This window comes from Vibrio sp. UCD-FRSSP16_30 (genome assembly GCF_001676025.1).
Lineage (GTDB): Bacteria > Pseudomonadota > Gammaproteobacteria > Enterobacterales > Vibrionaceae > Vibrio.
Genome location: NZ_LZFW01000024.1, coordinates 148,935 through 169,630, shown reverse-complemented (window position 1 = coordinate 169,630; position 20,696 = coordinate 148,935). Strand labels below are relative to the sequence as shown.

At 41.9% G+C, this 20,696-nt stretch carries 22 protein-coding genes; 13 read left to right on the top strand and 9 right to left on the bottom strand.

Translation table 11 applies throughout. The features are described from left to right. Positions 1-451: 451 nt before the first annotated feature. A complete protein-coding gene (locus A9260_RS11135; protein ID WP_068698973.1) occupies positions 452-820 on the bottom strand; it encodes a hypothetical protein in 369 nt (122 codons plus the stop codon). A 250-nt stretch (positions 821-1,070) separates the two neighbouring features. Here A9260_RS11135 and ccoN point away from each other — a divergent pair, with 250 nt between their 5' ends. From ccoN to uspE, 10 genes are all read left to right on the top strand, one after another. Next, a complete protein-coding gene (ccoN, locus tag A9260_RS11130) occupies positions 1,071-2,507 on the top strand; it encodes a cytochrome-c oxidase, cbb3-type subunit I (RefSeq protein WP_156684043.1) in 1,437 nt (478 codons plus the stop codon). A gap of 11 nt (positions 2,508-2,518) precedes the next feature. Next, positions 2,519-3,139: a cytochrome-c oxidase, cbb3-type subunit II gene (ccoO, locus tag A9260_RS11125; RefSeq protein ID WP_068698969.1), complete on the top strand. Its 621-nt coding sequence runs from the start codon at positions 2,519-2,521 to the stop codon at positions 3,137-3,139. A gap of 9 nt (positions 3,140-3,148) precedes the next feature. Continuing rightward, the gene (locus tag A9260_RS11120; protein ID WP_068698967.1) at positions 3,149-3,322 is read left to right on the top strand and encodes a cbb3-type cytochrome oxidase subunit 3; all 174 of its coding nucleotides are present in this window, start codon (positions 3,149-3,151) and stop codon (positions 3,320-3,322) included. Continuing rightward, a complete protein-coding gene (gene ccoP / locus A9260_RS11115) occupies positions 3,322-4,302 on the top strand; it encodes a cytochrome-c oxidase, cbb3-type subunit III (protein WP_068698965.1) in 981 nt (326 codons plus the stop codon). Before A9260_RS11120 ends, ccoP begins: the two co-directional genes overlap by 1 nt. An 81-nt stretch (positions 4,303-4,383) precedes the next feature. Further along, positions 4,384-4,863 carry a FixH family protein gene (locus A9260_RS11110; RefSeq protein WP_068698964.1) on the top strand — a complete coding sequence of 160 codons (480 nt, stop codon included), beginning with the start codon at positions 4,384-4,386 and terminating at the stop codon, positions 4,861-4,863. Between the two features lie 5 nt (positions 4,864-4,868). After that, positions 4,869-7,310 (top strand): heavy metal translocating P-type ATPase, encoded by a 2,442-nt coding sequence (locus A9260_RS11105; RefSeq protein ID WP_068699043.1) that lies wholly within the window; start codon positions 4,869-4,871, stop codon positions 7,308-7,310. Next, entirely contained in the window at positions 7,231-7,401 is a 171-nt protein-coding gene (ccoS, locus tag A9260_RS11100) for a cbb3-type cytochrome oxidase assembly protein CcoS (protein ID WP_068698962.1), read from the top strand. The genes A9260_RS11105 and ccoS overlap by 80 nt, the downstream gene beginning before the upstream one ends. A gap of 2 nt (positions 7,402-7,403) precedes the next feature. Next, positions 7,404-8,066 carry a sulfite exporter TauE/SafE family protein gene (locus A9260_RS11095; RefSeq protein WP_373604480.1) on the top strand — a complete coding sequence of 221 codons (663 nt, stop codon included), beginning with the start codon at positions 7,404-7,406 and terminating at the stop codon, positions 8,064-8,066. 105 nt (positions 8,067-8,171) lie between these two features. Next, positions 8,172-8,924 carry an FNR family transcription factor gene (locus A9260_RS11090; RefSeq protein ID WP_373604478.1) on the top strand — a complete coding sequence of 251 codons (753 nt, stop codon included), beginning with the start codon at positions 8,172-8,174 and terminating at the stop codon, positions 8,922-8,924. A 177-nt stretch (positions 8,925-9,101) separates the two neighbouring features. After that, positions 9,102-10,052 (top strand): universal stress protein UspE, encoded by a 951-nt coding sequence (uspE, locus tag A9260_RS11085; RefSeq protein ID WP_068698959.1) that lies wholly within the window; start codon positions 9,102-9,104, stop codon positions 10,050-10,052. Between the two features lie 127 nt (positions 10,053-10,179). Here the strand turns inward: uspE and ttcA are convergent, their stop codons facing one another. The 4 genes from ttcA to cobB all read right to left on the bottom strand — a co-directional run bounded on the left by ttcA (position 10,180) and on the right by cobB (position 13,791). Further along, positions 10,180-11,085, bottom strand: coding sequence for a tRNA 2-thiocytidine(32) synthetase TtcA (gene ttcA / locus A9260_RS11080; protein ID WP_068698957.1), 906 nt, complete (start codon positions 11,083-11,085; stop codon positions 10,180-10,182). 242 nt (positions 11,086-11,327) lie between these two features. Then, entirely contained in the window at positions 11,328-11,993 is a 666-nt protein-coding gene (locus A9260_RS11075; RefSeq protein ID WP_068698955.1) for a DUF2987 domain-containing protein, read from the bottom strand. A gap of 13 nt (positions 11,994-12,006) precedes the next feature. Further along, positions 12,007-12,864 (bottom strand): hypothetical protein, encoded by an 858-nt coding sequence (locus A9260_RS11070; RefSeq protein ID WP_068698954.1) that lies wholly within the window; start codon positions 12,862-12,864, stop codon positions 12,007-12,009. Between the two features lie 216 nt (positions 12,865-13,080). After that, entirely contained in the window at positions 13,081-13,791 is a 711-nt protein-coding gene (gene cobB / locus A9260_RS11065) for a Sir2 family NAD+-dependent deacetylase (RefSeq protein WP_068698952.1), read from the bottom strand. A 191-nt stretch (positions 13,792-13,982) separates the two neighbouring features. On the opposite strand from cobB, the gene A9260_RS11060 reads away from it, so the two are divergent. From A9260_RS11060 to A9260_RS11050, 3 genes are read left to right on the top strand one after another with little or no spacing between them, the layout of a single operon-like run. Then, positions 13,983-16,328 (top strand): ATP-binding protein, encoded by a 2,346-nt coding sequence (locus A9260_RS11060; RefSeq protein WP_068698950.1) that lies wholly within the window; start codon positions 13,983-13,985, stop codon positions 16,326-16,328. A gap of 58 nt (positions 16,329-16,386) precedes the next feature. Next, entirely contained in the window at positions 16,387-17,214 is an 828-nt protein-coding gene (locus A9260_RS11055) for a mechanosensitive ion channel family protein (RefSeq protein WP_306763834.1), read from the top strand. A 34-nt stretch (positions 17,215-17,248) separates the two neighbouring features. Continuing rightward, positions 17,249-17,509, top strand: coding sequence for a DUF2960 family protein (locus A9260_RS11050; RefSeq protein WP_068698947.1), 261 nt, complete (start codon positions 17,249-17,251; stop codon positions 17,507-17,509). A gap of 181 nt (positions 17,510-17,690) precedes the next feature. Here the strand turns inward: A9260_RS11050 and A9260_RS11045 are convergent, their stop codons facing one another. The 4 genes from A9260_RS11045 to nagK form a co-directional block, all read right to left on the bottom strand. After that, positions 17,691-18,080, bottom strand: a complete 390-nt coding sequence (locus tag A9260_RS11045) for an ArsR/SmtB family transcription factor (protein WP_068698946.1) — start codon at positions 18,078-18,080, stop codon at positions 17,691-17,693. Then, a complete protein-coding gene (locus tag A9260_RS11040; protein ID WP_068698944.1) occupies positions 18,081-18,359 on the bottom strand; it encodes a hypothetical protein in 279 nt (92 codons plus the stop codon). Positions 18,360-18,743: 384 nt separating this feature from the next. Then, the gene (locus tag A9260_RS11035; RefSeq protein ID WP_068698942.1) at positions 18,744-19,172 is read right to left on the bottom strand and encodes a hypothetical protein; all 429 of its coding nucleotides are present in this window, start codon (positions 19,170-19,172) and stop codon (positions 18,744-18,746) included. Between the two features lie 525 nt (positions 19,173-19,697). After that, a complete protein-coding gene (gene nagK, locus A9260_RS11030) occupies positions 19,698-20,606 on the bottom strand; it encodes an N-acetylglucosamine kinase (RefSeq protein ID WP_068698940.1) in 909 nt (302 codons plus the stop codon). Positions 20,607-20,696 lie beyond the last annotated feature (90 nt).

Below are 20,696 nucleotides of genomic sequence, written 5' to 3'. Positions count from 1 at the left end.
AGCTATAAAACATAGTATTGGTGTTGCATAATGTTACAAGTGTGATTTACGTTGAATTTATTTGTCTTATTTTATGAAAAATACATCTATTCATCTGAGTTATTCTTTTAAAGATCACAAAGTATTAAATTAATCCCTTATATAAAGTGAGTTTTAATACTTTCAATAAAACGTATTTAATAGAGTCTTTTCATTCTCTTATCTGTGCTATTTAGATTCACATGAGCGCTATCACGTTATTACGTCTATTTAGACAGTGACAACCCCCATTAGAGATTTCATACAACAAAGTAATTATCGAGGTCATATTATCTGACCAACCAGAAATACAGTTTGCAGCACATTTACGATTTAAGAAGGTAAGCACAACATAAGCGAATCTAGTTTATGACTAGGGAAGACAACAATGAATACTATAAAGGCAAGCGCATATAGACCGTTACGCCACTATTCACTTGTCATTAACAATTACATGCAAGCTTTCAAGGCCATTTCCAATAGTGAACTTCAGCGTTTTATCAGGTTCTATTGGAATAAACTCTGATATTTGATAGCTAGCCCCCTGATACTGTATTAAAGCTCCATTTCCTTTCATTCCCTCTGTAGTAACTGAAAATTGACGCCCATCTTTGCTGTACTTTAAGTGATATTGATTATCACTCAGTACCATATTGCACTCCTGTTGCGCCCAACATTGCTGATGATTGATAACATTTGTTGAGTCATGCTCAATTGTTCGCCATGTAAAGACGAAGATAAGCACCGAAAAAGTCACGATAATTTGGATTAAACGCCCTTTGGTTATTTTTTCTGCAGCCATTAAATGTTCCCTTTGTAACAAACTTCAAACTTTTTACATTAAATAGTAAAACTCTATTGATTCAGATCGTTAAGTCTCTGTCATTCAAATGTTAAATCCGTATAATTCTTGCTGTTAATATCGCTTTTTAAAACGGAATTTAGGAATCAGAGCAACTTTAACTCATTTCCCTTTGTTTTTGGTGGTATTTGTCGTTGCGTCAACTTGTTGGCGTTGTGTTGGAAAAGTGTAGTTATTAATAATTGGAAGCATGCAAATGAGCCAAGAAAAGCAGCTTGAACAAAACTACAACTACACCGTAGTTCGTCAATTTACCCTAGTTACCATTCTTTGGGGTATTGTCGGCATGGGTGTAGGTGTTTTGATTGCCGCTCAGTTGGTTTGGCCACAGCTTAACTTTGATACGCCGTGGTTAACCTACTCTCGTCTACGACCGCTTCATACGAATGCGGTAATTTTTGCGTTTGGTACAAGCGCCCTATTCGCCACATCTTATTATGTGGTTCAACGTACCTGTCAAGCTCGCTTGTTTGGTGGCCCACTTGTGGCATTCACCTTCTGGGGTTGGCAAGCGATCATTTTATCCGCTGCGATTTCACTGCCTTTAGGTTTTACCTCAGGTAAAGAGTACGCGGAGCTAGAGTGGCCAATCGATATCGCAATCACTATCGTTTGGGTGGCTTACGCCGTCGTGTTCTTTGGAACGCTCATTAAGCGGAAAACATCGCACATTTATGTGGCTAACTGGTTCTTTGGAGCCTTTATATTGACCGTTGCAGTCCTGCATATCGTCAATAGCTTAGCGATTCCAGTATCAGCAATGAAATCCTACTCCGTTTACTCTGGCGCAGTCGATGCCATGGTGCAATGGTGGTATGGGCATAACGCTGTAGGCTTCCTTCTTACCGCAGGTTTCCTCGGTATGATGTATTACTTTGTACCAAAACAAGCTGAACGTCCCGTTTATTCATACCGTCTTTCAATCGTTCACTTTTGGGCTCTAGTATCATTATACATTTGGGCAGGCCCTCACCACCTTCACTACACGGCACTTCCTGATTGGACGCAGTCGTTGGGTATGGTGATGTCTTTGGTACTGTTCGCACCTTCTTGGGGTGGCATGATCAACGGTATTATGACTCTCTCTGGCGCGTGGCATAAACTGCGTTACGACCCAATTTTACGCTTCCTTATTGTTTCATTGTCTTTCTACGGTATGTCTACCTTTGAAGGCCCAATGATGGCAATCAAAACCGTCAACGCCCTATCTCACTACACAGATTGGACTATTGGTCATGTTCACTCTGGCGCATTAGGTTGGGTGGCAATGGTCTCTATCGGTTCTGTTTACCACTTAGTGCCTAAGTTATTTGGACAAGAGCGTATGTACTCTGTAGGTCTAATTAACGTTCACTTCTGGTTAGCAACTGTCGGCACTGTGTTGTACATCGTGGCAATGTGGATCTCTGGTGTGATGCAAGGCCTGATGTGGCGCAGCGTGAACGCTGATGGCACATTGACTTATAGCTTTGTTGAGTCAGTTCAAGCGTCTTACCCGTATTACACTGTTCGCTTCATTGGCGGCGCTATCTTCTTATCTGGCATGTTCTTGATGGCTTACAACACCTACAAGACAATCAAAGCCCCTAAGGACAGCCTTAAAGCTGTTCCTCAGCCTGCACAATAGGAGATTTTGATATGGCTAACAATTCGAAAAATCGCCACGAGCTCGTTGAGAAAAACGTCGGTTTAATGGCAATACTGATTGTCTTTGCAATCAGTTTGGGTGCTTTAGTGGAAATCACCCCTTTGATTTTCCAAAAGCAAACAACAGAGCCAGTTAAAAACCTGCGTGTTTACTCAGCACTAGAAATGGAAGGACGTGATATCTATATCCGTGAAGGCTGTACGGTCTGTCACAGCCAAATGATTCGCCCTTTCCGCTCTGAAACCGAACGTTACGGTCACTACTCTGTTGCAGGTGAAAGTGTATGGGAACACCCATTCTTATGGGGTTCAAAACGTACCGGTCCTGATTTGGCTCGCGTAGGCGGTCGTTATTCTGATGAATGGCACCGTGTTCACTTGATTAACCCACGCGAACTTGTACCTGAGTCGAATATGCCTGGCTTCCCATGGCTAGAAGAAAACATATTAGACGGTAAATTGACGCAGAAGAAACTTGAGATATTCAAAAACCAATTTGGCGTTCCATACACTGATGAGCAAGTCGCATCTGCACAACAAGATGTTGCTGGCAAAACAGAAATGGAAGCATTAATTGCTTATCTTCAGTCTCTTGGCCATGCAATGAAGTAAGGAGTGAATATGGATATTAGTATTATTCACAGCATCTGGACAATTGTGTTATTTGTCTGCTTTGCCGGTGTGGTGTGGTGGGCTTTCGGCAAGAGTCGTAAAACTCGCTTCGAAGAAGACGCAAATATGATCTTTGCTGATGAGCCTAGCTCAAGTAAAGACCAGCAAGGAGAGCCTAAATAATGACTACATTTTGGAGTCTTTGGATCACAGTCATCACCGTAGGGACCTTAATTGGTGTTGCTGTCATCCTTCGCTGGTGTGTGAAAGACAGAATGGGCGTGCCCCCGGGTGAAGATATGGGCCACGAATACGATGGTATTCGCGAGCTCAATAACGATCTTCCTAAATGGTGGACGTACCTATTTATCTCGACATTTGTTTTTGCTGTTGTTTATCTTGCCCTTTACCCAGGGCTTGGTAACTACAAAGGCCTATTAGGCTGGCAAAGTTCTGATCAAACGGTGACAAGCCTTGAAGAGTCTCAAGCCTCTATCGCTCGAGCTCAACAAAACAAGCAGCTTGATCAATATGCAAAAGAGCTAGACGACGCTGACGCACACTTTGGTGAAGCCTTTAGAACTTTGGCAATGAACGATGACGGCACAGGTTTACGTTCTATTCCTGAGATCGCAAGCAACGAAGAAGCCATCAAAGTTGGGCAACGCCTGTTTTTGCAAAACTGTTCACAATGTCACGGCTCTGATGCTCGTGGTCAACTTGGTTTTCCAAATTTAACTGACAACGCATGGCTGTACGGCGGCGAGCCACAAGCCATTGTGACGACCGTTATGAATGGTCGTATTGGTGAAATGCCCGCTTGGATTGACGTACTTGGAGAAGACGGGATTAAGGAAGTGGTGACTTATACACTTTCCCTATCTGGTCGAAAAGTTAATACTCGTGAAGCGGCTGCCGGTAAAACTCGTTTTGCTGTGTGTGCTGCCTGTCATGGTACAGACGGTAAAGGTAACCCAGCTCTTGGAGCGCCTGATCTAACCGACAACACTTGGTTATATGGCGATTCACGCGCAGCGGTAACAGAAACCGTTTCTCACGGCCGTGTTGGCGTTATGCCTCCTTGGAGTGACATTTTGGGCGAAGAAAAAGTCCAACTTGTCTCAGCTTACGTCTGGAGCCTAAGTAATACAGATAAAGAGTAACAATCTAATAGCAGCCCCTATAATTGGGGGCTGCCATTTCTATACAATTACCCTTCACCTTCCAATTTAGAGAACTTTTTTATGGTAAAGCCTTGGTATAAGCAGTTTTGGGCTTGGTTCATTTTAATTATCATCTTAACTACGGTTTTTGGCACATTACTTCGCGTCTATATACTGTCTCAACATACCGTTTCCCTCGTTTCAGAGGATTACTATAAAAAAGGCAAAGGGATTAACATTGATTTATCTAAAGTCAGTGTTGCCCAAGATCTCAAGTTATCGGCGGTTGTTTATTCTAGTGATAACAGCATTATCATTGAATTGGATAAAGGCGATTTACCTAACTATCCCGCTCTTGATATCGAATTCTCGCACAGAACACTCGCCGACAGAGACTTTGATTATCTCGCGACGGCAACCCCTTCTGGCCGCTACCGAATTCAATTAGATGAGCCTCTACAAGGCCCTTGGTTTATTGAATTACGACCTCATAACGAACAATGGCTAGTTCAAGGTCGAATGACTTTCCCAAGTACCACACCCACTCCTTTAATGAATTAATGACTATGGATAATTCGTGTTATCACTGCGGTGAAGATGTACCAGCGAACACGCATTTTAGCGTTGAAATTTTAGGCGAACCAAGAACGATGTGCTGCCCTGGCTGTGAGTCTGTTGCGCAGACCATCATAGACAGCGGGTTAAGCTCTTATTATCAATATCGAACCGAGAAAGCTGAGCGTGTCGATTTAGTACCAGAGCAGCTGCAAGCCCTAATTCATTATGACAATGAACAGGTACAAGCAGAGTTTGTGCGTAATAATGAAAATATTTCAGAGGTTACCCTGTCACTAGATGGTGTGTCATGCGCCGCTTGTGCTTGGCTAATCGAAAAGCAAATCAACAAACACCAAGGTGTTGTGCAAATACGGGTAAATACCGCAACCCATCGCGCATTGCTTTCTTGGGACAAAACCGAAGCTAAGTTAAGTGAACTGCTCAATACTATTCATAAGTTAGGTTACAAAGCTGCCCCTTTTGAAGCGGATAAACAAGAAGAAAACTACTACCGAGCAATGAAACAATACCTGTATAAACTCGGTATTGCCGGTCTTGCTACCATGCAAGTGATGATGCTTGCGGTTGCGCTGTATCTGGAAGTATTTGGTAACTTGGAACCTGAGTTTAAGCATTACTTTCGAATCGTTAGCTTAATTTTTGCCACTCCCGTTCTCTTATACTCAGCATTACCTTTTTATATGAATGCTTGGCGCAGTTTACGCGCCCGTACCCTCGGTATGGATGTACCGGTTTCTATTGCGCTGATCTTTGCCTACGTCGCCAGTTTGATTGCGACCTTTACTCAAAGTGGCGAAGTTTTCTTTGAATCCATTTCAATGTTTACCTTCTTTTTGCTATTGGGCCGTTTTTTAGAAATGCGCGCTCGGCGCAAAGCAGCAGCGGCCAGTGCCAACTTGCTGAAACTGGTTCCAGCAATGGCTACATTGGAAGATGGCAGTCAAATTCCCGTAAAAACATTGGATGTAGGCGACAAAGTTCGCGTACTGGCAGGTGAACACGTCCCTGCAGATGGCTATGTCATTGACAAAGCCATCTATGTGGACGAGTCCATGTTAACCGGTGAATCACTGCATATTAAGAAAAACACAGGCGAAACCGTTTATGCTGGCACCATTAATGGAGAGCAAACCTTTACTTTACAAGTGGCCTGTCGCAAACAAGAAAGTATGATAGCCAATATTGTTCGACTGCAAGATGAAGCTCAAGCAACCAAGCCGAAAATTGCTGAAATTGCCGACATTGTTGCTCGATATTTTGTGGCCGTCATTTTAATTATATCGGCATGTACTTACCTATATTGGCATTACAATCAGCCCGATGATGCATTTTGGATTATGCTGGCGGTACTAGTTGCTACCTGCCCTTGTGCGCTGTCTCTTGCTACTCCAACCGCAATTACCTGCTCTACATCGAGAATGGGCGATTTGGGGATTTTACTTAGAAAATCTCATGCGATTGAAACCTTATGCAAAGTTAATCACGTTATCGTTGATAAGACAGGCACGTTAACCGAAGGTAAAGTGTCCCTTTCTCACTCCCATACCTTTGGTCACTGGCAACAAGAGAAAGTACTGGCCATTGCAGCCGCACTTGAGTCACATGCTAACCATCCGATTGCAGCCGCATTTAGGCAATATAGCAATGAAAGTATTGATGCCAATGATGTGCAAAACCACATTGGTTCGGGGCTGACAGGGATGATAGATAACCAGCCGTGTAAAATTGGTAGTCACGCTTTTGTCTGCGATGAAACCACGCCAAATACAGCGCATACCGTGTATTTATCCATCGACGACGAGCTTGCCGCGACGTTTACTTATAGCGATCCGATACGAGAAAGCAGTCAAGGTTTCATTCAATCACTCAAACGTCTGGGCATTAAAACCACACTATTAACCGGTGATAACGAAATTAACGCGCTGCCGGTGGCCAAACAACTAGGCTTAGAAACCGTGGTATCTAGTGTCAATCCGCAAGGAAAGCTTGATTACCTTAAAAGCCTAAAAGGTGACAGCGTCACCCTTATGATTGGTGATGGCATCAACGATGCACCCACCCTAGCAGGCGCTCATTTATCGGTGGCTATGGGCGGCGGTACTGACGTCGCTAAATCATCAGCAGATATGGTACTGTTAGGAGATAAGCTAGATAAATTAATTGAAGCACGCTCTCTGGCAATCAAAACACGCAAAATTATCAGAGAAAACCTAGCTTGGTCTCTTGGATATAACTTATTGATTTTACCACTGGCTGTTTGTGGTTTAGTCGCGCCTTATATTGCGGTTGTGGGCATGTCTGCAAGCTCCATCATCGTAGTTACTAACTCATTGAGATTATTAAATAAAAATGGAAAGTCTGTACATTCTAATCCCCATAGCAATCATACTAGTGGCCGTGGCCGTCGCGGTGTTTCTTTGGGCAGTTAAAACCGAACAGTTTGAAGACCTTGATCGCCAAGGACACACCATCTTATTTGATGAAGACGAGAACCATCATAAGGATAAAAAAGAGCAGTAATGGTGAACATTGATTGGGTTGGTGCTTTTCTTATAGGGCTTGCAGGTGCAGGCCACTGTTTAGGTATGTGTGGTGGCATTGCAAGTGCTGTGGCGTTAAACGGACGTCACAACTCATTTGCTGTGACTGCCTTATATAACCTAGGACGCATTTCCTCCTACTTAATCATTGGTGCACTGATTGGCGGCGCGGTGGCCAATAGCGTGAACCTATTTCAATCAACTCATCTGTTGTCCATATTACGTGCCATTGCCGCGCTAATGATCGTTCTTTTAGGGCTCTATTTAGCTCAGTGGTGGAATGGATTATTAAAAATTGAAAAACTTGGGCAGACTCTTTGGAAGTTTATCGCGCCTGCTGCCGCTAAGATGCTCCCCCTCCGCTCAATTGGTTACGCCTACCCTGTAGGCATGATCTGGGGATGGATTCCATGTGGGATGGTTTATTCGATGCTAAGTTGGGCTGCCGTTTCTGGTAGCGCTCTCAATGGCTTGTTAATAATGGGATGTTTCGGCTTGGGCACTCTGCCTGCTATGTTAATAGTAGGAACGGGGTCAAGCCAGTTTGCCAGTGTTATTCGAAACCCTATCATTCGACGCATCACAGGCAGTTTGATGATTGTCTATGGCATATATTCCCTTTTAACTATACCCCTTTTTCAGTAAGGTTTTGCGATCTCCATAACACCCTTACTAATTATACTGCTATCTATTTTTCACTAAAACTGCTAGTATCTTGACGTATATCAATTTTATGTCTGTATAGAAAGTATGATTATTAGTACTGAAAAACAAGCTACAAAACGTATACAGTCAGGTGGTTGTGCTATTCACTGCCAAGACTGTAGCATTTCACAGCTGTGCATCCCCTTTACTCTCAATGATTCAGAGTTGGATCAGCTCGACCAAATTATAGAGCGTAAAAAGCCAATTCAAAAAAGCCAAGAGCTCTTTAAAGCCGGTGATGAATTGAAGTCTTTGTACGCCATTCGCTCTGGTACGATCAAAAGTTACACCATTACAGAGCAAGGCGATGAACAAATTACAGCCTTTCATCTAGCAGGAGACTTAGTGGGTTTTGATGCTATCAATACTCAAAGTCATCCAAGCTTTGCACAAGCTTTAGAAACGTCGATGGTATGCGAAATACCTTACGAAATACTTGATGATCTGTCAGGGAAAATGCCAAAGCTTCGTCAACAAATCATGCGCTTAATGAGTAGCGAGATTAAAGGCGATCAAGACATGATTCTGCTTCTTTCAAAGAAAAATGCAGAAGAACGTTTAGCCGCATTCCTTTATAACCTATCTGAGCGCTTCTCAAAACGTGGTTTTAGCCCTCGTGAATTCCGTTTAACCATGACCCGTGGTGATATCGGTAATTACCTAGGTCTTACGGTCGAAACCATTAGTCGCTTGCTAGGTCGCTTCCAAAAATCGGATATTTTGGCGGTTAAAGGTAAATACATTACGATCAACGATCATGATGCTCTTGCTAAGCTTGCAGGCGCGAGCCGCAGCTAAACTCAATTCCTACCGATGAAGTGACTCTTGTTTGAGTCACTTCAAATTCTTTATTTATTTGTTCTAAATCACTAATAATCATCCCCTTTTTCGGCTAATCTTAGATTGTATTCTGGCACTTTTATTTTCACGCAGATATAGTGTACTTAGTCGCTAACAAAACATAATGGGTGGTCTATGAGTATTTACAACAATATCTTAGTTGTTGCCAATATCGACACGGAACAACAGCCAGCTCTAGCTCGAGCAATGAAAATTGGTAAGAAAAGTAAGTCACCAAGTAAAATCACATTCTTCTTAGCTATTTACGATTTCTCCTATGAAATGACTTCAATGCTCTCCCCTGATGAACGCAATGCTATGCGTGCAGGAGTCATTCATCAACGTGAACAGTGGATGAAGGAAATCGCCGCTCCTTACCGAGACGACGAGCACATCGAGCTTGATATAAAGGTCGTGTGGCACAACCGTCCTTATGAAGCCATTATTGCCGAAGTTTTCGACAAGAATTATGAACTTGTTGTAAAAACAACACGTCAACATGATCTTCTTGAATCAGTGTTATTCACACCTACCGATTGGCACTTATTAAGAAAAGCACCTTGTGCTGTGTTACTGGTTAAGAATCATAATTGGCCAGAAAAAGGTCACGTTGTTGTTTCTGTGCATGTGGGTTCGGAAGTCGAAGTTCACTTGGATCTAAATCACAGAATGGTAGAGCAAGCCATTGATATCTCTGGCCGCCTAGATGCAACATTACATCTGGTGAATTCCTACCCTATGACGCCACCTAACATCACTGTTGAATTGCCTGAATTTGATCCAACAATTTATACTGACTCTGTGCGAGGTCATCATTTAACAGAAATGAAAGCACTAAGACAACAGTATTCAATTCCTGAAGAGTTAACCGTTGTAGAGCAAGGTTTACCACAAGATGTCATTCCAAAAGTGGCCAAAGAAATTGGCGCTGGTTTGGTTGTAGTCGGTACCTCAGGAAGAACAGGCCTTTCAGCTGTATTCTTAGGTAACACTGCAGAAAATATTATTGACCATATCAACTGTGATGTTTTAGCACTCAAACCAAAAGGTTATATAAGCCCTCTTGATCCTGTTAATGGAAATTGATGAATAAGATCAAGTTGCTTCTCAGTAACCGTGTTTAGCTATACGAAATAAATAGAAAAAGGCCTGATTTAGATACTCAATCTAAGTCAGGCCTTTTAGTTTTTAGATCATATCAATCGAGTGCTATCTACACGTGCGTAACATCAATAAACAACGATTCATCAATGGTTGAATCAATATTCGTTGAAGACACGGTCGCCTCGGTAAATTCATACTCTTCACGCTCTCCTTGCCTATCGATAGGCAAGTTTACAAAATCAAATAACTCTTTATCCGCTAACTGACTTGGGCTGACATTTTGTATGGATTTAAAGACTCGCTCGACTCGCCCTGGTGTCTTATGATCCCAATCAATGAGCATTGCTTTGATTGATTTTCTTTCTAGCTTCTCTTGAGAGCCACAGAGATTACAAGGAATGATTGGGAATTCGCGATGTTCTGCGTATGCAATCAAATCTTTTTCGCGGCAATAAGTCAGCGGTCTAATCACAACATTACGACCATCATCCGAGCGAAGCTTTGGTGGCATCGCTTTAATGCGTGCGCCGTGAAACATGTTTAAAAACAGTGTCTCAACAATGTCATCCATGTGATGACCTAGAGCAATTTTGGTCGCGCCAATTTTTTCAGCAAACGAATACAAGGTGCCGCGGCGTAAACGAGAACATAAACCACAGGTTGTTTTGCCTTCTGGGATTTTTTCTTTAACAACAGAATAAGTGTCTTTATCCACGATGTAGTAAGGCGTATTCAGTGTTTCGAAATAGTCCGGCAAGATATGCTCTGGGAAACCCGGCTGTTTTTGATCTAAGTTAACCGCAACAACTTCAAACTTAATAGGCGCAACTTTTTGCAATTGAAGTAAAATATCAAGCATTGCAAAGGAGTCTTTACCACCGCTGATGCACGCCATTACCACATCACCTTCTTCGATCATGTTGTAATCAATAATGGCATTACCGACATTTCGGCGTAGGCGTTTTTGCAGCTTGTTTAATTCAAGTGTTTCTTTTCTTGTGTCTATTTGGCTCATTGCTTGCTCACATAACGCATCATAACGATGCCGTTTTTAACTTAGTACTTTAAGGCGGGAATTATACGGACTTTTTGAAGATGATTAAATATGCGCAGCTTAACTTTACCACTAAACAAGAGTTAACTTGATATTAGCCCGTACCGTTCGACAAAATCAGAATGAAAAAAGAGCTAAGTGAATTATATCAACTTAGCTCTATATGAAAATAAACGCTTAGATGTGCTTCAACAATAAATCAGCTACTTTTGAATGTAAGGCATGACTCGTTGCGTTTCTATCGGTAACGTTGCGCTCACGCCGCCATTAAGATCAGACAATGTAAGGATCGCTTTGCCCTGCTCATTAACGGTAATCACTTTACCGTTAGATAAATTCACTTCGTTAATTGTATTCGGTTTAAACTCTAACGTAACACCCTCAATATCTGGCGCAAACCAACTTGAGAACATGCCACCTAACGCCCCTAAAACGGCTGACATTTGGGTGGTGGTGTGCTGCAATTTAGAATGACTAATCTCACCAACAAATGGCTGTTTAGTTAAAACCACTAGAGAATAATCACATCTTGCGTCTTTTTGAGTATGGATATAAACCAACGGATTCGCGCTTTTTAAGTTGCGATCCATTGGCACATTTACTTCACCATTATCACTGATATTAAGCACTTCATGATGCTGTTCTTTTTCCATCCAAGCTCTCTCAATTGAGCAAGGCTGCATAGTGGCAAAGTTGGTAAAGAACAGCCCGACTTTCACATCTTGGTCTTGTAATTCCAAGTTATGTTTTAGCGGAGAATACAATTTGCTGTAAGTAAACATATAGTCTTCGGCATGAACCTGCGACGCAAGCCCAATACAGGACAGTCCAACAGCCATGATAAAAGGCGTCCACCATTGACGTTTCATTATAAATCCATTCCTATGCGTCAAATGTGTTCGAGCCACCAGCTGAACCCGATTTAGGGCCAGAGTTGTCATCATTAGAGTGATTATCTTGTTCTGTTTCCGTGTTTGCATTCTGGGATTCAGAGGAAGCCACAACCTGCAAACGAATACCAAACATATTGCGATAGATAATCCCTTTTGCATGAAAGAAGAAAGGCACAGCAACCACTAATCCCAATCCATACATCATCATGCCGGCCAGAAATGCCATCATGGTCACAAGATAAATAACCGCAATAGAGAAAATACGTTTATTCACAGCACGTAATGAAATCCATAGTGCTTTTACTGGAGTAAGACGTTTTTCACACACTAACAGCATCGCGTTACTAAACGCTAATGACAAATAAAGAGAAAGCAGAGGAAATAAAGCACCGGCTATCGCTTGAGATAACAAGTTGATCATGGTCACTAAGATAACAGGCAACATAAATTGCAGACCTTTAGTGATATGCCCTGTTTGTGTACTTAGGCCAGCGGCATGACTCATCGCCATTAGCGCTACACCCGCATAAATGGGAGCAGCCACAACTTCAAAACTAAAGTTAGCAACAAATATGGACTGGAAGATAGCAGGATCGAGTGTTTCAGGGCTTTGGAACATAGTCAAAATTTCAGATATATCCCCGATCTGAAATTTGAGTGCGACGATAAAGATAATAACTTGAATCGCAATTAATAGAATCACAGCAGGTGAAAATGACAGGAAGTTGCGCATGGTCAATTGCCACGCCTCAGTAATCACACTCACCGGTTTTAGCTCAAAATCTCCGGCTAACGCTTTATCGATACTTCCACCTAGGTTGAAGTTTTTTTCTATCGGATCGCTCATTGAATCTTTAGGTCCTTGCCTTTAAAAGAAAAGTGTCTGGCGCAGTATACCTGTAAACAGCCTCGACGGCATAGCCTTAAGCCTATGCACACATCACTTAACAAGTATATATTGGGTGTTTGGTATGATCTGCTTGCTTTTTATACCTTTTAACACCCTGAATTATCAGAAAAATTCGTTCCAGTTAGACTAACAATTGGCAATAGCGGCGCGTCATTAAGACAGTAACTCCGCAACAAGCTTTGGCACCTCAATACTGGCAGGCCCGTAACGCTTTTCAGCAAACTCACTTTCAACCGCACTTGGCTGCAAATTCACTTCAATGGTGTGCGCTCCGTGCAGTTTAGCATCATGCACAAAACCCGCAGCAGGATATACGACGCCTGAAGTGCCAATCGAAATGAACAAATCAGCCTCCTCGATAGCGGCGTAAATTTTATCCATTTGCAGTGGCATTTCTCCAAACCAAACAATGTGTGGACGCATCTGCTGAGGGATTTGACAGCAATGACACAAGTCGCCGTCATTAAGATCATCCATCTGATCGACCACCTGACCGGATTCACTGCAACGTGCTTTAAGCAGTTCTCCATGCATATGAATGATATTTTGCGTACCGCCTCTCTCATGGAGGTTATCGATGTTTTGTGTCACCACAGTCACTTTTCCGTTTAGATTACGTTCCAGTTCCCCTAGCGCTAGATGGGCAGCATTGGCTTGGATATTCTCAGACAACAACATTTGCCTGCGCATATTATAAAACGAGTGCACCAATATGGGATCTTTAGCAAAACCCTCAGGGGTGGCAACATCTTCAATACGGTGGTTTTCCCATAAACCATCTTGGGCGCGAAATGTTTGAATACCCGACTCTGCCGATATGCCAGCCCCAGTCAGTATAACTATGTTTTTGTATGCGAATACCATCATGAAGCCTTTTAAGATGCTAATGAGTTGTTAATTAAGACTAGCACTCATACATGGATTTAATAAAGAGACACAGTTCTCAACTTTTAGCAAAATGCATTGCATGTAATTCAATGTTTTCTTTAAAAAAATTTCGTATCAGACCGCATCTGCACTAAACTTTGCATGGAACAAACTAACAAGTGAGAATCATGCGAGCTAAACACTTTCTCTTACCCCTTATTTTAATGCTGTTGTCATTTAGTGCTCAAGCAAAGTGGGAATATAATCTGGCTGATGAACCTCAGATTGATGAGGTTGCAAGCAAAATTGCGGCTGAAGTAGATAACGTCCCAGAACCCTTATTTATGGGGCGAGCCGACAAGGAAAAAGTCAATCAATTAATGGAAGCGGTGATCAATGAGCAGCGTAAACACGCTGATCAATTCGCTACACAAATTGATACTTACAGTAATTCTGACAGTGAAAAACACTGGAAGGAAGCGGAGCAGACTTGGTTAACACTGCGTAGTCTGGGTAAAAGTAAAGAAGACCTTATCAAACTTTCCAGTCACGCGACTCAAGAACTGGTGACAGGGTTTGGTCCCTCTGGTGTTACCCAATTTAAACAAGAGTGGTATATCACCCGTCTTAATGGTGAGTTTTTAATTCATCTGCAGATACGCAGTTTCAAACTGCTGATGAAAGACATCTTCATTTCCCCTGTCCCTCTAGTATGGGCAGTATTAAAAGTATTGTTTATTTACTTTGTTCTTACTTGGTGGCTTGCCAACAGCAAACGTTTTATCGAAGGTTTTAAAAACGTTCAGCTAGAAAATGGCACTCGTCCACCATTATGGATTCGTCTAATTTGGTATATAAGCCGAGCTCACAGAGCGATTGCAGTATTAATTGCCATCACGCTTTCACTGCGGGTGCTCTCAACCATACCAAGCCTTAGCCAACTGATTGTTCTTGAAATCTTTACTTGGTGGATTTTAGGTGGCTCAATTGCCATCAGCTTTATCTTAGAATTTGCCTACCGTAATAGCCGAACCTCAAGCAAGGAGATCATCTCTTTACGCCTATCGACCATTCGTTGGTATATATGGAGCTTTATTTTCGTTGGCGTTATTTTACAGATATCGGAACGCATGGTAGGTAAAGGCACCATCTATTATTGGATATCCAGCCTAGTCTTTTTCTGGTTCGTATTGATCACTTTGAAAATTCTACGCAAATGGCGCCCTATTGTATTTCGCCGAGTCAGTAAAGCCTCAGACAAACCTTTATGGGTGGTATGGGCTGAGAAAAATGAAAACACCTTTCTATTAAACATCGGCGCAACTGTGGTCGGGATTGTGTGGATCATCAAAAGCACTTGCCAGTCCATTATTGTATCAAAGCTCTCTCAATATACTTTCTTTAGCCAAGGCCTTGCCTACCTATTTAAAATTGAAGTAGCCAAGCAAAATGAAACCGAATTACAGTCACAAAACTTTGTGCGCATCAAAGGAGATGAACTGTTTCAGTACATTACCCCGGGACACGAAGACAGTACTTTGATTGATTATGCTTCTAACGAGTTTAAATTAATCTCTAGCTATGTTCTGTCTAATAGCCCTGCGGTATGTGTGATCTCAGGTGAGCGCGGTATCGGTACAACCACCTTTTTAAAGCAGCTGTTATTTAAGGTGAAAAACGCTACCCCTATTTATCTCAACTGTCCTTATGCTGGATACACAGAGCTAATGGAAGAGTTTGCAGAGAAGCTTGGGCTTAACCGAGATGTCGGTGAAATTCAGATCCTTAATCATCTGCGAAAAAGTAATGAGAACTATCTGATTGCCTTAGATAATGGCCAGCGCCTTGTTAAACCAATGGTTGGCGGGCTTGCTGGGCTATTAAAATTTACAAACCTATTGCGTCGTTCTAAAAAGAATCACCGCGCAGTACTGGCTATAGAAAAAGCCAGTTGGCGCTTTGTTGATAGAGCACGTGGAGAGCGCTTGTTGTTTGACTGGGTGTCTTTTCTTCCAAACTGGAGTGAAGCTCAAGTTGCAATGCTATTAGCGTCTCGAATTAATCAAACTGACGAGCATCACGTCTCATTTGATGGATTAGTCGTGCCTAAACAATGGGACAATGACAACATCAGTGAAGAAGATAGAGCTCGTAATGGTTTCTATCGCATTCTTTGGCACTACGCCGATGGTAACCCAACGGTTGCATTACGATTCTTTCGTTTATCGCTGCGCAGAAACAAAACCACCGACGCTGTTGTGGTTCGGTTATTCCGCGCGCCAGAATCTGAAGAGTTAGAAAAAATGCCTAAACCTATGCTGGCAGTATTACGCTCAATCGTACAATTGGAAGTTGCAAGCCAAGAGGCACTTTCTGAATGTACCAGACTCAGTCACGCTGAGGTATTAGGCACGTTGCGATACTTCCAAAGCCGTGGCTACATAGACTGGAGTGAAGATAAAGCCAAAATTTCAGACCATTGGTATCGTCACATTACTAACGTCCTTCACCGTCAACATTTACTGGTTAAATAACATGCTAAGAATTCTATTTTTTATTTTCAGTATTTCCTTCAGTAGCCTCAGTTTTGCAATGCAGGAAGTCCCTGACGTTGCTGCAATACAAGACTTTGCCAGCTTAGTTCGTTGGGGAGGTGTTTTATTTTCGGTGCTGATTATTGCTTGTACATGGTTGCTACTGAGATTTATTGATTCTGTGGTTGCCAGTGTCAGCACACAGTTCGTGCAGTATCGAATGATCCTGCAAAAAGCGCAGTCCTTTTTACAGTTCTTTATCTACATTACCGCAGGTATTGTGGTGTTTATGATCAGCTTTAGAATCAACGATCATATCCTCGCATTAATCGGCGGTACGCTTGCCGTATCCGTAGGTTTCGCATTAAAAGATCTGGCTGCCTCTTTCATTGCCGGTCTAACGGTCATGATTGACCGCCCTTTCCAAGTAGGTGACCGTGTCACCTTTGAAGGTAACTACGGTGACATTATTACCATAGGATTGCGTTCGGTCAGGATGCGTACCCTCAATGATGACATCATCACCATTCCTAACAACAAATTCTTAAATGAAGTGACGGTCAGCGGAAATTACGGTGCACTCGACATGCAGGTGGTTATTCCCTTCTATGTGGGAATGGACCAAGACATTGACCTTGCGCGTAACCTTATCCAAGAAGCGGCGTCATCAAGCCGCTATATCCACCTGCCTAAACCAGTCGTTGTATTGGTAAAGCAGACCATTACTGATAACTACTTGGCGATACAATTAACCTGTAAAGCCTATGTTGTGGACACGGGATATGAGAAACTGTTTGAAACCGACATCACATTACGTGTCATGAAGGAATTTAAAAAGAACGCTATCACCCCACCGCGAATCGCAGTGAATACATTAGCAAGTTAATCCTTATGACATCAGAACAATTATCGAGATAATCATGGCAAGAACAATTCAATACGTATACAACAAAGAACACAAAGAATTACTGTTCTCTTATCAGCAATTTCGCAATATCCATGAAGCTGTCGCTGACGCTGAAGGCATTGATATTAAAGAATTTCTTGTTATGGAACAGCAAATAGAAGCCATTTCAGATACCAAGGCGACTCGCGATTACCGCGATAACTACTTTAGAAAACTGGGCTTTGGCAAAATTACTCTCAAAGCCAAAGAAAACCGACCAATTGGTAAGAAGTAGTCCTATTTAGGGCAGACAAAGTAATCAATAAAAAGAGCCTGATGGCTCTTTTTTGTTACCAAAACACGTGCTACTGTATAAATATACAGTAGCACGTGTTTTTGGCACTTTGCCTTAAAATGCCACCAGCATTTGAATGATTATTCTACAAACTCAACACCCTTGTTAAGCATCAAGTGTTTTAACCATCAAATTCAATCCACTGTTGACTGCTTGGACCAACCACGCACTCTCCATTGACGCGCATTGTAAGGCGAGTGTGACAGCGGCGGGTTTCTTCTTTAAAATCCGCTTTGGGTAAATAACGCACTGACTCAACTAAAGATAACCAGTGTTCTTGGTGTTGCTTTGCCAGCGTATAATAGACCCACTTACCTCTTTTTTGTTGAGTCAATAAACCCACTTTAAATAACATTTTTAAATTTCTTGATACGTTATATTGAGTTTGGCCTGTCACATCCATTGCTTCCGCAACCGTAATTTTCTGGTCGACATGAATTAATAACCAAAAAAGCTTTAACCGATGCGGTTCAGCCAATGCCTTTAATGCATCTAAATATTGAATATCCATCTATGACTCTTTCTTATGCCTTAAACTGAAAAACATGATCACAATACCAATCAAGAAGACGACGCCTGAATGTAAGGCGTGAAAGGTAAGTTCGGCTTTATTGGCCCCAGTAAATAAGGCATACCAGAAGAACGGACAAAATAAACCCAGCAAGGCAATGTTTCGTCCTGCTCTAGTTTGATCTGAAATGTCGCCACCATTAATCAAAGCAGACAACACCTTAAACATATGACTATATGCACACCACTTGGTTAGACTGCTCACTGTTACTTTCATCATGCATTTTCTCTGGATTAGTTGAAATTTAACTATTGTGTATGACATTACCATAAACGCATACATGCGCAATTATGCATGTGTGATTATCAACTAAATAACAGGTGTTTACACGAATTATACCAATCACAGTAAGTAAATGATCAGAAATAGCGCAGGAAAAACACTTGAGAACAAGGCGAATATTTTTGATAAGTAGTTATTCTACAATCAAAAATTTCAACGCGGTTATCAAGTGTTTTAACCAGCTAGGCTGATCAGAGATTTACTACGATTGGTATTAAATAGTACTTCGTCTGATTTTGTAGAACGCTCACGCCTCTATACACCAGAAACAAAAATGCCCCGACAAGTCGAGGCATTAACTAACATTGATCCTGTTAAGGCTTAAGCTGGCTTATAAATGACTTTATTACCCGCAAGCTGCTCTTTTTGTACAAGATTTTCAGTTAACAGTTTTTTAAGAGCGCCGGTTGCCCAAGATGCCGCTTTAGACTCTTCTTGACCTGCAGCTAAACCAATACCTTTAGAATTGATTCCATCAGTATTTGCCATTACAACGTCTAATACTTGTTGTTGCTTTGGTGTCAAAGCAATCGCAGTGACTGCTGTATCGCAAGTTGTATCAGCCTTCACTGTCGTAGCAACGACAGGAGCTTCTACTACAGGTGTATCAACAACTGGAGCTTGAGTCGCTTTTACTGCTGCACTTGGCTTCTTTGGAGCTGTTGATGGCTTAGATGATGAGTTGCTAGCATTTGTTTTAATGCTTTTTTGCAATTTCATCTGCACTTTACGTTTATGTGCAAGTCTCATTAAATGATTCCTCTATTCACTGCGTCTAACACGGCATGGAAATTTGAAGCGTGTTTATAGCAAAGTCACAGAGAAATTTGTAGATGTTTGCGAACATTTTGCTGACATTAGCACTGAAAATTACATTTACAGCATGAATAAGAGCAAGTAATTAACAACTTCCATTCATTTAATCAATATAAACAACGCTAATTGTATCTGCTCTCACAATGCGATCTACTCTGCCAAAAACCTCTATTCTCACAATGCTAAGGACTGCCAACTCAAGCAGTATCACCTTTCTTATTCTAAAAATGATAAGTCATCATCTTGATCCGTTTTAAGCACACTGATAGCTCTGCTAAAAGACAAGCTAATTACTATATTCGCAATTACTATATTCACAATTACTATATTCACAATTGCTATATTCGTAATTGCTGCATTCGTAGCTACATTCATAAAGAATAAAAAAAGGCTAAAGCAAAAGTATGCTCTAGCCTTTTCTCTATCTGATGTGTTCTTTACTGATTAATCAGATTCAATTTACGCAATATTTAAGAACGCCGCGCCGCGGACACCACCAGAATCACCGTGTTTGGCTTTAACAATTTTAGGACAGCTAGCAACTGATAATAGATACTTAGGAATGCGCTTTGGCATTTCTTCATAAATCAGTTCAAAATTAGACAAGCCACCGCCTAAAGTTACTACATGTGGGTCGTAAGCAGTGAAGATGTTCGCAAAGCAAATCGCCAGTAATTCCATGAAACGCTCAACGTGTTGCAGCGCTTTTTCCTCACCGTCGTTATAAGCGCTAATAATATCGATCGCTTTTTTGCTTTCGCCAAAGTAATGGGCGTAAATCAACTCAAAGCCGCGACCTGATAAGTAGCTATCCAGACAACCTTTTTTACCACAGCCACAATCTAATAGCGGCGCATTGTCACCTAAGTGAAACCATGCATCGATAGGCAAACGTGTATGGCCTACTTCCCCTGCGACATGATTACAGCCAGAGAATACCTTGCCTTTATGGATAATTCCGCCGCCAAATCCGGTGCCTAGAATAAGGCCCATAACAGAGTCTTCGTCTTTTAACTCATCATCCCACGCTTCTGATAACGCAAAACAGTTGGCATCGTTTTCGATTTTGACGCTACGACCGATGCGAGCCTCAAGATCGGCGCGTAAAGGCTTCCCTTTAGCCGCAGGGACATTCACCGTTAAGATGGTATTGTCTTTCGGATCTTCCATGCCAGGAAGACCAAAGCCTATCAATCCTTGTACGCCAAACTGCGCATCGTACTTTTCAACAAGTGAGGCTAATGTTTCAACAAGCTTTGGGTAATCATCCCCCGGAGTTGGCACACGCTCAGTGGCAATACGCTGTAAGCTTTCATCAAATGCCCCAAATTCTATTTTGGTTCCGCCAACATCAAAGCCGTAAAACATCATCAATCTCCTTCCTAACTACTTAAATTCCTTAAAATAGTTTTTATTATCTCGATCTTATAGCCTACATACCGTGATGACTGCCATAAA

Coding starts and splice junctions, on each gene's coding strand:
- A9260_RS11135 (WP_068698973.1), bottom strand. CDS start 820: ATGGCTGCAGAAAAAATAACCAAAGGGCGTTTAATCCAAATTATCGTG.
- ccoN (WP_156684043.1), top strand. CDS start 1,071: ATGCAAATGAGCCAAGAAAAGCAGCTTGAACAAAACTACAACTACACC.
- ccoO (WP_068698969.1), top strand. CDS start 2,519: ATGGCTAACAATTCGAAAAATCGCCACGAGCTCGTTGAGAAAAACGTC.
- A9260_RS11120 (WP_068698967.1), top strand. CDS start 3,149: ATGGATATTAGTATTATTCACAGCATCTGGACAATTGTGTTATTTGTC.
- ccoP (WP_068698965.1), top strand. CDS start 3,322: ATGACTACATTTTGGAGTCTTTGGATCACAGTCATCACCGTAGGGACC.
- A9260_RS11110 (WP_068698964.1), top strand. CDS start 4,384: ATGGTAAAGCCTTGGTATAAGCAGTTTTGGGCTTGGTTCATTTTAATT.
- A9260_RS11105 (WP_068699043.1), top strand. CDS start 4,869: ATGGATAATTCGTGTTATCACTGCGGTGAAGATGTACCAGCGAACACG.
- ccoS (WP_068698962.1), top strand. CDS start 7,231: ATGGAAAGTCTGTACATTCTAATCCCCATAGCAATCATACTAGTGGCC.
- A9260_RS11090 (WP_373604478.1), top strand. CDS start 8,172: ATGATTATTAGTACTGAAAAACAAGCTACAAAACGTATACAGTCAGGT.
- uspE (WP_068698959.1), top strand. CDS start 9,102: ATGAGTATTTACAACAATATCTTAGTTGTTGCCAATATCGACACGGAA.
- ttcA (WP_068698957.1), bottom strand. CDS start 11,085: ATGAGCCAAATAGACACAAGAAAAGAAACACTTGAATTAAACAAGCTG.
- A9260_RS11075 (WP_068698955.1), bottom strand. CDS start 11,993: ATGAAACGTCAATGGTGGACGCCTTTTATCATGGCTGTTGGACTGTCC.
- A9260_RS11070 (WP_068698954.1), bottom strand. CDS start 12,864: ATGAGCGATCCGATAGAAAAAAACTTCAACCTAGGTGGAAGTATCGAT.
- cobB (WP_068698952.1), bottom strand. CDS start 13,791: ATGGTATTCGCATACAAAAACATAGTTATACTGACTGGGGCTGGCATA.
- A9260_RS11060 (WP_068698950.1), top strand. CDS start 13,983: ATGCGAGCTAAACACTTTCTCTTACCCCTTATTTTAATGCTGTTGTCA.
- A9260_RS11055 (WP_306763834.1), top strand. CDS start 16,387: ATGCAGGAAGTCCCTGACGTTGCTGCAATACAAGACTTTGCCAGCTTA.
- A9260_RS11050 (WP_068698947.1), top strand. CDS start 17,249: ATGGCAAGAACAATTCAATACGTATACAACAAAGAACACAAAGAATTA.
- A9260_RS11045 (WP_068698946.1), bottom strand. CDS start 18,080: ATGGATATTCAATATTTAGATGCATTAAAGGCATTGGCTGAACCGCAT.
- A9260_RS11040 (WP_068698944.1), bottom strand. CDS start 18,359: ATGATGAAAGTAACAGTGAGCAGTCTAACCAAGTGGTGTGCATATAGT.
- A9260_RS11035 (WP_068698942.1), bottom strand. CDS start 19,172: ATGAGACTTGCACATAAACGTAAAGTGCAGATGAAATTGCAAAAAAGC.
- nagK (WP_068698940.1), bottom strand. CDS start 20,606: ATGTTTTACGGCTTTGATGTTGGCGGAACCAAAATAGAATTTGGGGCA.